Source organism: Roseivirga ehrenbergii (assembly GCF_001593005.1).
Taxonomy (GTDB): Bacteria; Bacteroidota; Bacteroidia; order Cytophagales; family Cyclobacteriaceae; genus Roseivirga; species Roseivirga ehrenbergii.
On the sequence record NZ_LQZQ01000045.1, the window covers coordinates 328199 to 342463 of the forward strand.

At 40.0% G+C, this 14265-nt stretch carries 13 protein-coding genes; 6 read left to right on the top strand and 7 right to left on the bottom strand.

Features of this window, described 5'->3' with window-relative positions; all coding sequences use genetic code 11:
* Positions 1-20 precede the first annotated feature (20 nt).
* Positions 21-524 carry a fasciclin domain-containing protein gene (locus MB14_RS11715; RefSeq protein ID WP_062591787.1) on the top strand — a complete coding sequence of 168 codons (504 nt, stop codon included), beginning with the start codon at positions 21-23 and terminating at the stop codon, positions 522-524.
* A gap of 103 nt (positions 525-627) precedes the next feature.
* Here the strand turns inward: MB14_RS11715 and MB14_RS11720 are convergent, their stop codons facing one another.
* The 3 genes from MB14_RS11720 to MB14_RS11730 all read right to left on the bottom strand — a co-directional run bounded on the left by MB14_RS11720 (position 628) and on the right by MB14_RS11730 (position 3190).
* On the bottom strand, positions 628-1524 hold the full coding sequence (locus MB14_RS11720; protein ID WP_062591788.1) for a hypothetical protein: 897 nt from the start codon (positions 1522-1524) through the stop codon (positions 628-630).
* A gap of 73 nt (positions 1525-1597) precedes the next feature.
* Positions 1598-2473 carry a hypothetical protein gene (locus MB14_RS11725; RefSeq protein WP_062591789.1) on the bottom strand — a complete coding sequence of 292 codons (876 nt, stop codon included), beginning with the start codon at positions 2471-2473 and terminating at the stop codon, positions 1598-1600.
* A gap of 15 nt (positions 2474-2488) precedes the next feature.
* A complete protein-coding gene (locus MB14_RS11730) occupies positions 2489-3190 on the bottom strand; it encodes a hypothetical protein (RefSeq protein WP_062591790.1) in 702 nt (233 codons plus the stop codon).
* A 303-nt stretch (positions 3191-3493) separates the two neighbouring features.
* Here MB14_RS11730 and MB14_RS11735 point away from each other — a divergent pair, with 303 nt between their 5' ends.
* Positions 3494-4342, top strand: a complete 849-nt coding sequence (locus tag MB14_RS11735; RefSeq protein ID WP_062591792.1) for a hydroxymethylglutaryl-CoA lyase — start codon at positions 3494-3496, stop codon at positions 4340-4342.
* Between the two features lie 50 nt (positions 4343-4392).
* Positions 4393-5760, top strand: a complete 1368-nt coding sequence (locus tag MB14_RS11740) for a serine hydrolase domain-containing protein (protein ID WP_157716585.1) — start codon at positions 4393-4395, stop codon at positions 5758-5760.
* A gap of 78 nt (positions 5761-5838) precedes the next feature.
* Here MB14_RS11740 and MB14_RS11745 read toward each other — a convergent pair whose 3' ends face one another.
* The 4 genes from MB14_RS11745 to MB14_RS11760 form a co-directional block, all read right to left on the bottom strand.
* Positions 5839-6429, bottom strand: a complete 591-nt coding sequence (locus MB14_RS11745; RefSeq protein ID WP_246032581.1) for a DUF7684 family protein — start codon at positions 6427-6429, stop codon at positions 5839-5841.
* Positions 6380-7486 (bottom strand): DNA-processing protein DprA, encoded by a 1107-nt coding sequence (dprA, locus tag MB14_RS11750; protein ID WP_062591795.1) that lies wholly within the window; start codon positions 7484-7486, stop codon positions 6380-6382. Before dprA ends, MB14_RS11745 begins: the two co-directional genes overlap by 50 nt.
* On the bottom strand, positions 7483-7821 hold the full coding sequence (locus MB14_RS11755; protein ID WP_053224189.1) for a MerR family transcriptional regulator: 339 nt from the start codon (positions 7819-7821) through the stop codon (positions 7483-7485). Before MB14_RS11755 ends, dprA begins: the two co-directional genes overlap by 4 nt.
* 123 nt (positions 7822-7944) lie before the next feature.
* The gene (locus MB14_RS11760; RefSeq protein ID WP_062591797.1) at positions 7945-8937 is read right to left on the bottom strand and encodes a M23 family metallopeptidase; all 993 of its coding nucleotides are present in this window, start codon (positions 8935-8937) and stop codon (positions 7945-7947) included.
* A gap of 113 nt (positions 8938-9050) precedes the next feature.
* Between MB14_RS11760 and alaS the strand changes: the two genes are divergently transcribed.
* Genes alaS through MB14_RS11775 form a run of 3 tightly spaced genes read left to right on the top strand, consistent with a single transcriptional unit; the run spans position 9051 to position 14258 of the window.
* Positions 9051-11684: an alanine--tRNA ligase gene (gene alaS, locus MB14_RS11765; protein WP_062592734.1), complete on the top strand. Its 2634-nt coding sequence runs from the start codon at positions 9051-9053 to the stop codon at positions 11682-11684.
* On the top strand, positions 11677-13137 hold the full coding sequence (gene gatB, locus MB14_RS11770; protein ID WP_246032580.1) for an Asp-tRNA(Asn)/Glu-tRNA(Gln) amidotransferase subunit GatB: 1461 nt from the start codon (positions 11677-11679) through the stop codon (positions 13135-13137). Before alaS ends, gatB begins: the two co-directional genes overlap by 8 nt.
* A 2-nt stretch (positions 13138-13139) precedes the next feature.
* Positions 13140-14258, top strand: coding sequence for a peroxiredoxin family protein (locus MB14_RS11775; protein WP_062591798.1), 1119 nt, complete (start codon positions 13140-13142; stop codon positions 14256-14258).
* Positions 14259-14265 lie beyond the last annotated feature (7 nt).

Consider the following 14265-nt stretch of genomic DNA (forward strand, 5'->3'; position numbering starts at 1 on the left):
ACGTTCAAATCATTCTAATTATGAAAACTCAAAAATTAAGAAATCTAATTTTAGGTACAGTTGTAGCTTTATTTGCTACTATCAATGTTGTTAAAGCGCAATCTAACGACATTGTTGATTTAGCAGTAGGAAATGACAACCTAAAAACGCTAGTAGCCGCTGTTAAAGCTGCTGGCTTGGTTGAGACTTTGAAAAGCACTGGTCCTTTCACTGTTTTTGCCCCAACCGATGCCGCATTTGCCGCTTTGCCTGCCGGAACGCTAGATATGTTATTAAAGCCAGAAAACAAGGATAAGCTAGTAGCAGTGTTAACCTACCACGTTGTTTCGGGTAAAGTAATGTCAACCGACCTTTCCAATGGTCAGGAAGCTGCTACCGTACAAGGGGAGAAGGTTAAAGTGATGATGGCCAATGGTAAAGTAATGATTAGTGGAGCTACTGTAGTGGCTGCTGATGTGAAAGCTAGCAACGGAGTAGTGCATGTAATTGATAAAGTGATTTTGCCTCCGAGCATGATGAAATAGTTCATCGTTCATTTTGGTTATGTTGTTTGGCCCTCGATGAAAATCGGGGGCTTTTTTTGGAAATGGTGTATAGCCGATGTTACCAGCTGCCTTTTTTTATTCTTCAAATCTCACATAATAGTGTGACTGGAAATTTTTGTTCTCCAAAGACTTTCATGTGATTGTCAAGGTCATCGAATATACTTTCAAACCTGTCAAATGAGGATTCATAACCATATCCACCATCTTTTTTAAAACTCTCTTTTATCTTTAGTTTGCCGACAACTTCAAACTTGTCCTTAAATGTGATTATATCCCTGTGTGTTACTAAATGATAAGAAAGGCCAAAAAAGAAATTGTCTTGCTTTGTATATCGCCAAATTTCGTCAACGTTGGGTTGTTCGGATAAAGTTGTTTTGGAGTCGTATCCAGACCCAATTTTTAGTCCAGCAATGGAGTAATTTTTTAGTTCATCAATTGTCGGCTTTGTTTTGCCTTTATAAGTTGTTGCTACAAGGCCATAAGTGCATTGTCCACGCTGTTGAGTTACTTTGGCACAAATTACAGCGTAGTAGTTTTTGTCGGAAAGTTGAAAAGTCAAGATATCGTCAGGTTGAAAATAAAAGTTCTTTCTTAGCTTATATTTTTTTCGTTTTCTGATTTTTTGATTCGGTTCGGATATTTTCTTTAAAAGCTTATCAAGTTCGTTTTGACGTTTCTTGCCTTCATTATCATCGCATTCTTCTGTCCAAATTTTAACCCCCGCTTTTAAGTCAGTAACTCGTTTTACTTCATTGAGCATTTCATTTGTTATTTCTCCGATTTCCCAAAAAGCCAAAGCGTAAGTTGTCACAAAAATTTCGTAATAAAAGTCGGTGTTAGGTCCGTAATCGTCCTTTACAAATGGAACTTCCTTTCTTATGGTTTCAATGTTTGCATCACTGTCATACAAGTCCATGATTCGGTCGTATGTATCTCTCGCTAAATCTCCGTCAATTATTTTAACTCCGTCTGTTGCCATTGTCTATGGTCTCGATTTTTTAGGTTGCCGCTAACGGTTTGGCTATGCACAGTGTCCCGAAGAGCACTATTGCTTATAGATTTTGTTGTGTGTAGTTTTTTTTTATTTCATATTCAAATTCGAGAACTTTCAAATTCCATAAAGTCAAGGTCTGTGTCGCACTAATTTTATCATTTATGCTTTTTACGACTAATTTGTCTTTGAAGGACTTGATAAATTTACTCCATAATTGTCCTTTAGAATCCCTAAGCAAGAAGTAGAATCCACTATTTCCAATTCTTTGTCCCGAAGAATCTAAAATGAGTTCTCCATTTCTGCCAACACTCGGAGTCAATATCACTGTTGCGTTTCCATTTGGTAAAGGAAAAATGGCCTTGATACAAATCTGTTTGTTTGGTAAAGAGCAGGTCTCATATACTCCTGAGTAAACAACTTGACCTGTCGATTTCAAAGTCCTGAGCCAAATTGTTCGTTTAACTTCATTTGTCTTAGTGTCGACTAGTTTAATTATTTCATTCGTTAGTCCTGATGCATCTTTGAGGTTTTCAATTGGGACATTAAGTTGTTCAATTCTCTTACTGAAAACACTTTTTACTACGATTCCGAAAACTTTGAAAAATGGGTTCCATTTTGCCTTTAGAAGCAGGTCATAATTTGATGTGCTTTCATAGAAGTTAATTACGTTTGGAGACAATCTTTTAAGTTCATTTTCAGGCAGTCCGAGATTTAGAATTGAATCAAGTAGTCCTTTGTTTTTTCTCTGTGTATCAATTACTAAACTCTCATTTTTAGCTAACTGCTCAACGAATTTTATCCCGATTTCTTTTGTCCCGCCAAATGGGCCTAAAAGCCATTGGTGTTTTTTATTGTTAATTCTTTGTCCAAATAGTATAACCCATTGTTGAGTAATCCAATCCTGTATGCTTTGATTTTCCCTAGCTATTCCCATCTCCGCAAATAAGGGTTAATTCTTTAGAATAAAATTCGATTGACCTTTCCATTCTCCAAACTCCGCTAAAGGCTTAAATCGAAGTGTGGTAAACTCAAAATGAAAGTCTTTTCTTTCCCTTTCTTGCATTGCGTTAGAATGCCTTTTTGGTTTTTCAACTTTACTATGACCATGCACCATATCGGTCATTTCTTTTTCAGATTTCCAAATTGAAAAGGTCGAGACTGTGTTAGGGAACTTAACTGAGGCTAGCGAGAGAGTTGTTCCTGGGTGGTCTCTAACGAGCTTCTCAACGGGTCTTCCCCAATGAATAAATCTAGGAACAGCTAAAGGTTTCATTCTTGCTATCGTAACAGTAACAACAGGAGAGTTTGGACCTTCTAATTGGTCTTTATCATTTGGTAATTTAAATCCGCTAAACTTTCCCCATTCTCTGACAAACGACAAACGCACATGCCAACCTTTTGCTAAAGTTCTTCCAAAACTGTCCTGTTCCAAATAGCTTTCAAGTGCATTTTCATTTTCCCATTGCATAAAGACCGCTACTTGTCCTATTAAAACTCGAGAAGTCGAAAAGATGGGAGACCCTAAGGTCATTGCAGTCATGTATTCGGAATGGATAAGTCCTTTAGTGTCTTTGGCAATTGGACTTGAGAATATTCTCCTTACTGCTTCAAAAAATGGAAGTTCAATTAAATGATAAGAGAATATGCTCACTTTGTCTTTGATTGAATTGTTAGTTCTTTAGGTTTCTTCAAATTACACACAACATATCACTATACGCAACTAGTTGCGTATATATCTTATGTAAGATATTAAAACTTCCTTATAGCACATAAATGAGTCGTTATATGTAAGCCATATAGATGGCTTGCTGTAGAAGAGGACTGTGATCGAGTGTATTTTGGGGGATTTTAATTTTATCGCTAAACTCGAAATTCATAATGAATGGAGTTGGTTCATAAAGTGATCCTTTAATTTCCGAATGATTTGTCTTAAATAGTAAGTTAATTCACACTTATGAAAATAATTGAATGCCCAAGGGATGCCATGCAGGGCCTCCATGATTTTATACCTACAGAAACCAAAGCGGCCTACATTAATCAATTGCTCAAAGTTGGTTTCGATACCATCGACTTTGGAAGTTTCGTATCGCCTAAAGCCATTCCGCAATTGCGCGATACGGCTGAAGTTTTAAGTCGGTTGGATATGTCAATTACCAAGTCGAAATTACTGGCCATTATCGCCAATACAAGAGGGGCGGAGGACGCTGTGAATTTCGAAGAAATCACCTACTTAGGATTCCCGCTTTCTATTTCGGAGCAGTTCCAAATGCGGAACACAAATAAGTCCATTGCTGAAGCTTTGGTGCAGTTGGAAGCCATCCAAAATCTCTGCATCAAACACAACAAAAAACTGGTGACTTACATTTCTATGGGCTTCGGCAATCCTTATGGCGAAACCTTTAATGCCGAGATTGTAGCTGAGTTTGTGGAAAAGCTTGTCCAACTCAAAGTTGAAATTATAAGTTTATCTGATACGATAGGAGTAGCTGAACCACAACTGATTAAAGATATTTTTAAAAATAGTATAACCGCCTACCCAACTACAGAAATAGGTGCGCATTTCCATTCTACGCCTCAGAAGATTGTTGAGAAAGTGAGCTCTGCTTACGAAGCGGGCTGTCGCAGATTCGACACGGCCATGAAAGGTTTTGGCGGTTGCCCAATGGCTACCGATGCACTCACGGGTAATATCGATACTGAAGTTTTGGTCCGTTATTTTGATGAGCAAAAAGTGGAGTTAGGCTTAGGCCGAAAGGCCTTCTCGGAAGCTATGTTGATGGCCAGTAAAGTGTTTCCAGCTTAGCTTAAACTTTCAATAAATTGATGAAGTATTCAAGCTTGATATATTCGAAAATGATCCGTAATATTTTTTTATTAACCAGTTTAGTTCTGGCCTCTTTTTCTTCCATGGCTCGGCAAACAGACTTTCAGGTAAAGGAGAAAACGCCTGTAAAGGTTGAAAGCATTTTCAATAAATTAGTTGATGGCAAACCTGAAGAAGTTGGGATCAATTCGGCTGCTTTGGAGGCAGGTATCCAATCCATCATTCAACAGGCTTTAGATTCTGCTGCTTTTCCTGGCTGTCAGCTATTGATTGCCAAAGATGGTATTGTGTTCTACGAGAAGTCGTTTGGCTATCATACTTACGATCAGTCCATCGAAGTCAAAAACAGCGATATCTACGATTTAGCTTCCGTAACCAAAACTACCGCAGCTACTTTGGCCCTTATGAAGCTTCATGATGAAGGGAAATTCGGTTTGGAAGAAACCTTCGGACATTACTTTCCCAAAATAGCCACAGGCGAAAAGGCTGATTTACCGATACGGAATGTTCTGGCGCATCAGGCAGGATTAAAAGCATGGATTCCCTATTGGTCTGAGGTGCAGCGCAAGAATGGCAAATACAAGTGGAATACAGTGAAATCGGATTCCTCAAGAAGATTTCCATATCGCATTTCTGAAACAGGCCTTTTTCTACACAAGGATTTTAAAGAGAAGAAGATTTATAAAATGATTAAACGATCGAAAGTGAGCGATGATAAGAGCTATCTCTACTCTGGTTTGCCCTTTTATTTATTTCCCGAATTGGTAGAAAGGGAGTCTGGAGAAGCCTTTGACGAATTCTTGAATAACACTTTTTATAAACCTTTAGGGGCGGAAACCTTAGGTTTTAAGCCCAAGGAAAGGTTTTCCTTAGATCGAATTGTTCCTACCGAAGTAGATGACTTTTTCAGAATGGAAGCATTGCATGGAGATGTGCATGACGAGGGAGCTGCCATGATGTTGGGGGTGTCGGGCAATGCTGGTCTATTCTCTAATGCCAGAGATTTAGCTAAAGTGTATCAAATGCTTTTAAATGGGGGAGTTTACGATGGAAAGGAATACTTGAGCGCTGCTACGATCAAGGAGTTTACCGATTGTCAGTTTTGCGAAACCGGAAACCGCAGAGGTTTAGGCTTCGATAAGCCATTGATTGATTACAGCTTCTCGGCTTCTAGTGTGGCGCAACACGCCAGTCCAGCAAGTTTTGGACATACAGGCTATACAGGAACTTTCGTTTGGGCAGACCCTGCCACTGGGCTCTTATTCGTCTTTCTTTCCAATAGAGTCAATCCTACAAGAAATAACAGCAAAATCTATCAACTGAATGTGCGTCCGAATATTCACAACTTGGTGTATAACCTGTTAGAGGAGGGGAGCTATGGTTTAGGGCAGCGGTGATTGAGTTTTATGTTAACCGCAAAGAACGCTAAAGCTCGCTAAGCATAAATTAGGATCGTCACTGCGAGGCGTAGGCCTTTAGTTCGAAAGCCAAGATTCAGGTGGCAACCAGCCTTTGTTTATTTTTTCAATTAATTTGATTAGAAGCACTTTCGTGTTCCTTTTAGTTGCATCAATGCAAACTACCTGATTAAGATCAAATTTATCATCGTGCGCAACTGCAGATGAGAACCAAAAGCCCTCTTCAAAGTCTCGATGTGCAGTCGTTATAAGTATTGAATTATTGCCAAATTCATTTTCATCAATACTCCGCCATAATACTTCTTCGTCAAAATAATCCTCAGTTAGATCAGCTAGTTCTCCTGAACTACATGTGTAAGAGACATTTTTGTCGATACATTTTTTGACAATTGGTGGGATTAATTCTTCATCCTCTTTATGAGCTATAGTAAATGCAATCCAGTCATTTTTAGGTAATGAGTTAGCCCATTCAGGGTGGCTTCTTACTTGTAGGTAATAAATTTTCCTTTTACCAACTCTGCCTAAAAACTCCATTTTATCAAAATTATCATTAACTGAAAATGTCTTGTTTGCAAATTGAGAGTTAAAGTCATCAAGCTCAAACCAACCTAAACTCTTTTCCCGGCAAAGGCTTAATGTAGCCAGCAAACTCCATTTGTAATAGCAGAGAAGCCAATGTGCTCATGTTTAATTGACTTTGCCAACTGAGCTTATCAATGTGCATTTGTTGCCCGTTTTTTAGTAAAACCTCAACGATGGTCTTTTCATCACCTTGTAAATCCTTGTACTTTAATTCTGGGGTCTTGGCTTGCGTACTTTCCTGAACATCCCAATTAAGCGCTTCCACCACGTCTTGAAAAGAAGTGAAAATGGCAGCCTTCATGTTTCTGATCAATAAATTACAGCCTTCGGAATAAGTATTGCCAATTTCTCCAGGTACGGCAAAAACAGGTATGTCATAGCTGTCGGCAATATTCGCTGAAATTAAAGCGCCTCCTTTTTTGGCAGCTTCCACTACAATCAGCGCATCCGACATGCCTGCAATTACTCTATTTCTAGCAGGAAATAATCGAGGGTCGGCTTCGGTGCCAATAGGATATTCGCTTACTAAACCACCATTCTCTAGCATTTTTAGGGCTGTGTTTCTGTTTCCAGAAGGATAGATTTTATCTAACCCACAGGCCATAGCTCCAATGGTAGGCAATTGCTGCTTCAAAGCGGACTCGTGTGCTTTTACATCAATGCCATAAGCCAAACCTGAAATGATGGTGGCTTCCTGCGGTTTTATTTGTGCTACAATGTCTTCAGTGATTTGTGAACCATACTTTGTTGCCCTCCGTGTTCCAACAATTCCAATGGTTCGTGGTGGGTTAAGGTCTACTTTACCAATAGAATACAACAAAATGGGAGCGTCAGATATGTTCATTAACCTTTTCGGGTAGTGCGCTTCTTTGTAGTAATGAATCGATATTCCTTTTTTGATGGAATCTTCAATGATCTTTTCTGCTTTTACCAAAAGCTCCTTTTGGTTTGGAATCAGTGCAGAAAGCTTTGGGCCAACGCCCGGTATTTTTGAAAGTTTGCCCTTGGTAGCATTAAACACCTGCTGAGGGGTAGAAAAATAGTTAATGAGTTGCCTTGATAGAGAAGGGCCAATTTTAGGAATAAGCGACAAGGCTACTTGGTGTAGCTTGTCTTGAGTCATGGCAGTTGGCTTTTCATTTCTTCTAAGAAACCACGGATTTTCTTCAAAGAAGTAATCATTTCGGCATCGGTGCTTATCGTTTCTTTATGGTTTTTAATATGCTCTTGCGCACCTTGTAGGGTATAGCCCTTCTCCTTCACCAAATGGTAAACTAGCTTGATCTTTTTTAAATCTTCTTGAGTGAACTTTCGATTGCCTTTTTTGTTCTTTTTCGGACTGATAAAGGTGAACTGACTTTCCCAAAATCTAATCAATGAAGTAGCCACGCCAAGCTCTTTGGCTACTTCACCAATTGTGAAGTATTTCTTTTCTATAGGTTTCTCTTTGTATGGCATATCAATGGGTTATGAAAAGAAGTAAAAGAATTACTTTAAGCTAAACAAAAGGTCGCTATTTCAAATGTAAGGAATTTGAATTGAATATTTAAACCCAATTAAATTTGAAATAGTGGCCTAAATTTAACGGTAAGAATATGAGCCTAGCGACTGATTTTCTATAGAAGAAAGTCTCAAAATCTCTTCATACTCAGCGGCATTCAAATCTTTAAAGAAGTAGTTCACAGGGTCTTTAGCCACTCCGTTAATGTGTACTTCATAATGCAAATGAGGCGCAGTAGACTTTCCTGAGTTTCCAACATAACCGATCACTTCACCACGTTTCACCTTTTGCCCCGGACGAACTGCAAAGCGACTCATGTGTCCGTAAAGTGTTTCGTACCCAAAACCATGATCAATAATGATGTGCTTGCCATAGCCAATTGTGCTCGATATGGTTTTAGAAACCACACCATCGCCAGTGGCATAAATAGGAGTACCTTGTTCTGCAGAGAAGTCAGCTCCGTAATGCATTCTTTTTACTTTAAAAATAGGATCGGTTCGGTAGCCAAAGCCCGAAGAAAACCTTCTTAAATCTTTATTTGAAACCGGCTGTATGGCAGGCATTGAAGAGTATAAACGTTCTTTATCCAAAGCAAGGGCCATAATCTCGTCATAAGACTTGGTTTGGATGTACATCTTCTTTTTAACGTTATCTATTTTCTCTAACGCGCTAACCACCAAGCTCTTATTTTCCATGTCGCTCTCAAGAAGCTCACGGTAACGCAATGCGCCACCAGTTCCTGCTTCTCTTACTGTTTCAGGAATAGGCTCAGCCTCAAAAACCACGCGGTAAACGTTATCATCTTTCTCTTGAAGTACATCTAGCATGGCATCCATTCCATCTACCTGATCTTTCATCAGGTCATAATAGAGTTTCAGTTCGCTATTTTCTTCTTTTAAAGCAGCTTCTTTTGGAGAATCGAAATATTGACCGAGTACCACAATAATGCCCACAGAGAGCATTAGAGCTAAAGATAGGAAGCCGAGTGCGTTAATAACTACATCGCGCTTTTTGACCTTTATGCGCTCGTATTTACATGTCTCGGTGTCGTAGTAATATTTTATTTTTGACATTAAGAATCCTTTTTGAAATTCTCCTAATTTTGTGCCCTTACGATTGGAAACACAAAGTTTCCTTCAAAGGTACAAAATTAAGCTTTAGCTTAAACGCAAATAATTCATCTGAGATGCAATCCAAAGAAATTAGATCGAAATTTATCGAATTTTTTAAGTCAAAATCACACCAATTTGTGCCTTCAGCACCTTTGGTAATCAAAAATGATCCAACCTTGATGTTTACCAACGCGGGGATGAATCAGTTCAAGGACCTTTTCTTAGGCAACTCAAAGGCTGATTATAACCGTGCGGCCAATAGTCAGAAGTGTTTGCGTGTATCTGGAAAACACAACGATTTAGAGGAGGTAGGAATTGATACCTATCACCACACCATGTTCGAAATGCTGGGGAACTGGTCGTTTGGAGATTATTTTAAGAAGGATGCCATTACTTGGGCTTGGGAATTATTGACCGAAGTTTACAGTCTGCCAAAAGACAGATTGTACGTTACTGTCTTTGAAGGTGATAAGTCTGAAGACCTTGATTTTGACCAAGAAGCATTCGATTTATGGAAGCAATACATAGATGAAGCCCGCATTTTGGGTGGAAATAAGAAAGATAACTTCTGGGAAATGGGAGATACAGGGCCTTGTGGGCCTTGTTCCGAAATTCATATCGACCTTAGATCAGAAGAAGAAATTGCTAAAACACCTGGAAAAGACCTTGTAAACAATGACCATCCACAAGTGGTGGAAATTTGGAACTTGGTTTTTATGCAATACGATAGAAAGGCTGATGGACATTTAGAAAGCCTTCCTGCACAGCATATCGACACTGGAATGGGCTTTGAGCGTCTTTCAATGGCTTTGCAGCAGAAGGAGTCTACCTATGATACTGACGTATTTACGCCACTGATCGATTATATCGCTAAGCAATCTGGAATTGCATATGGCACTTCTGAAAAAACAGACATTGCCATTAGGGTAATCGTAGACCATATTCGCGCAATTTCCTTTGCTATTGCCGATGGTCAGTTGCCTTCAAACAACAAGGCTGGATATGTGATCCGAAGGATCTTGAGAAGGGCTGTGCGTTACGGTTACACTTTCCTCAATTTTAAAGAGCCTTTCTTATACGGCTTGTTGCCAATTTTGGCAGAGCAGTTCACTGGTGTTTTCGATGAACTTGTAAGTCAACAGGAATTTATTGCTAAGGTGATTAAAGAAGAAGAGGCTTCGTTTCTCAGAACGCTTGAAAACGGCCTTAAACGATTAGATCAAGTTCAGGCCAACATGAAGGCTGAAGGTGCTGATGTCATTGACGGCAGAATAGTTTTTGAACTGTACGATACTTTCGGGTTTCCTGTAGATTTAACAGGCTTGATTGCAAGGGAAAACGGCTTGAGTATTGACGAGAAAGGCTTTACAGAAGCTATGGCGGTGCAAAAGCAACGTTCAAAAGCAGATGCAGCTCAAGTAAAGGGCGATTGGATTCAAGTGTCGGAAGAAGAAACCTCTGAGTTTGTAGGCTACGATGAAGTAGCCGTAAAAACCAACATCATCAAATACCGAGAAATCAAAGAAAAGAAAGGGACGGTATATCAGTTGGTGCTAGACCAAACGCCTTTTTATGGTGAAAGCGGTGGACAAGTAGGAGACAAGGGAGTGTTGAAGAATGAGACCGAAACCATTAAAGTGTTAGATACACAGAAAGAAAACGACCTGATTGTTCACTTTGTAGACCGTATTCCAACTCAACCTCAAGCTGAGTTTGAAGCTGTTATCGATGCTTCAAGAAGAGAATTGATAAAGAACAATCACTCTGCCACTCACTTATTGCATTCTGCTTTGCGTCAAGTACTTGGCGATCACGTGCAGCAAAAAGGATCTTTGGTTTCAGATAAGATATTGCGCTTCGATTTCTCGCATTTTGCGAAAGTAGAACCTGAACAAATCGAAGAGATTGAAAGAATTGTAAACGACCATATTCGTCAGAATATCAAGTTGAACGAGCAAAGGAACGTACCGATTGAAGAAGCTAAGAAATTGGGCGCAACGGCCCTTTTCGGAGAGAAATACGGTGAGTTTGTTCGTGTCATCACTTTCGACCCAAGTTATTCTGTTGAACTCTGCGGAGGAACTCACGTGGCCGCAACAGGCCAAATAGGCATGTTTAAAATTACTTCGGAAGGAGCCGTAGCGGCAGGTGTGCGTAGAATTGAAGCGGTATCTGGCCCTAAGGCTTTCGATTTGGTTCAGGAGCAAGATAAGTTGCTAAAGGAAATCAAGGAGATGCTGAAAAGCCCGAAAGATGTGGCCAAGGCCATTTCTTCTCTCATGGAAGAAAGGCAAAAGCTGAACAAGGAATTGGAAACTTTACATGCCAAGCAATCTGGTCAACTGAAAGAGGAGTTGGTGAAGAAGATAATGGCCGAAAAGGGGCTGAATGTGATTATTGAAAAAATCACGGTTCCGAATGCAGATGCCTTGAAAAAAATCTCTTTCGAGCTAAGAAACGAAGTAGATAACCTATTTGCTGTTTTGGCGGCTAATGTGGGTGGAAGTCCGCAAATTGCGATTGTACTTTCCGACAATGTGGTAAATGAAAAAGGCTTGAATGCTGGTGTAATGATCAGAGATTTGGCCAAAGCCATCAAAGGTGGAGGGGGTGGTCAGCCTTTCTTTGCAACTGCTGGTGGAAAAGACTTGTCTGGTTTGGATCAGGTAATTACCGAAGCCAAAGCAAAACTTGCCGGTCTTGAGTAGTATCCAAGAAAAACTATATCAATCAGGTTATAAGTCGGTTATAGGGCTTGAGGTTCATGTTCAGTTGAATACTGAATCGAAGATTTTTTCTTCCGACCCAAATGACTTTGGTGCTGAACCCAACACCCATGTAAGTGTGGTTTCTTTGGCGCATCCGGGTACTTTGCCTGTGTTGAATGAGGCCGTTTTAGAAAAGACGATTAAGATGGGATTGGCTTGTCAATCTCAAATTACCGAAGTAAATCACTTCGCCCGAAAACATTATTTCTACCCAGATTCCCCGAAGGGTTTTCAAACCACCCAAGACAAAACACCAATTTGCGTAGGAGGGAAGATTGAGTTGTTTGGAGAACAATTAGAAAAGCCATTCGTGCAATTGCACCACATTCATTTGGAAGATGATGCGGGGAAATCTATTCATGATGAAGGTCCAGACACGCTAATCGACTTGAACAGGGCGGGCACTCCACTGATTGAAATCGTAACCGACCCAGATATGAGCCTTTCTGAGGAGGCTGCGGCTTGTCTTCAGGAAATCAGACGTTTAGTGCGTTATCTCAACATCAGTTCAGGAAATATGGAAGATGGCGAATTGCGCTGCGATGCCAACATTTCCATTATGCCGATCGATGCCAAGGAGTTCGGAAACAAAGTGGAGGTCAAAAATATGAACTCCATCAGTAACGTAAAGCGAGCCATTGACCATGAGCTTGAAAGGCAATTGGAAATGGCTTTAACAGGTGAAACCATTGCAGTAGAAACCAGAACCTTCGACCCAGTAACAGGAACGACAGCTGGAATGCGTTTTAAGGAAACCATGAACGATTATCGTTATTTTCCATGCCCAGATTTGGCTCCAGCGATTGTCACTCAGGAGATTCTGGATGAAATTACCTCAGACATGCCAGTGCTTCCTTCGGCACTTAGAAGAAAGTTTACAGAAGTTTATGGATTGGCTGCATACGATGTGCTTTTGCTTACAGAAGAAGCCGAAACCGCTTATTACTTTGACGCGTTATGCAATGGAAATTCAGCGTATAAAGCGGCTGCCAACTGGATGAATGGCCCAATAAAAGGCTTATTGAACGAAAAAGGTATTGAACTTTCCCAAACCCATTTGACGGTTGAGCGACTTAGTGGCTTGATTAATTTGGTGGAAAGTAACCAAGTAAGTTTTTCAATAGCCTCACAGCGTATATTGCCGCGTCTTTTGGAAGAAGAAACCACAGCCTTGGAACTAGCGCAGTCGCTTGATTTGTTGATGGTGGCTGATAGTGATGAGCTGTTAGACTTGATCAAAGAAGTCTTACTATCTTTGCCCGACAAGGTGAAAGCCTACCAAAGTGGTAAAAAGGGTTTACTTGGGTTATTCATGGGCGAAGTAATGAAGAAAAGTGGGGGCAAAGCAGATCCTAAAAAGTTGAAACAATTGTTAGAAAAGGAACTTTCATAAGTATGACATTGAAGAAAAATATTGCGATTGTATTGGTATTATTGATCATAAGTGCTTGTTCGGCTTCCAAAAATGATGGAACTGTAAAAGTATCGGGTGTGATTAAAAACCCGATTCCGCAAGGAGAAATCATTTTAGAAAAGTTTGAAGTTGGTCAAGTGGTGCCTGTAAAAACTGTTAATGCAGATACTGACGGAAATTTCGAAATAGAAACCGAAGTAACTGAGCCAGGTTTTTACCGCATTAATGTATATGGCCAGCAATTTGAAATTCTAGTGTTGGATAAAGAAGATATTACCATTACTGCCGATGGCCAAGGCGGACAGATGATTGAAGCTAAAGGTTCAGAAGACCTGAAACATCTAGCTCAAGTACAGGATTATATGGAGCAGTATTCTTACGTAGTACGTGACTTTAACGAGCGTTACAGCAAAGCACAACAGTCGGGTGATAACCTTAAAATGGAAGAGCTTGTTGAAGAAGGAACCGCTTTAGAAGCCGGAAAAGTGAAAAAACTGAAGGCCATGGCTTGGGAAATGGATGGTTCAATTGTGCCTTTAATGGTTACGGATTATTTTCCAGACAAATCAGAAGAGTATAAATTTTTAGATAGTCTTGGGCAGAAATTGCAGAAAGAATTGCCAGGCTCAAGTCAGGTGGAAATGTTTGTGAATAACTTGGCTTACTTTAAACCCGCAGTACAAATGGGTGATGTTGCGCCAGATATTTCATTACCTAACCCTGATGGAACAATCATGAGTCTTTCTGATTTAAGAGGAAAGTATGTTTTGCTCGATTTCTGGGCAGGCTGGTGTGGCCCTTGCCGCAAGGAAAACCCAAATGTGGTGGCCATGTACAACAAGTACAACAAAGATGGATTTGAGGTGTTTAGTGTATCCTTAGATAGAACCAGAGATAAATGGTTGTCTGCCATTGCCGAAGATGGTTTAGTATGGCCTACGCACGTTTCTGACCTTAAGTATTTTCAGTCAGAAGCTGCTATGACCTACAAAGTGAATGCGATTCCTTTTGCATTGCTTTTAGATCCTGAAGGCCGCGTAATTGGGAAAAACCTAAGAGGTAGAGCACTCCAAAACAAGCTTGCGAGCATATTTGAGTAAATAGACT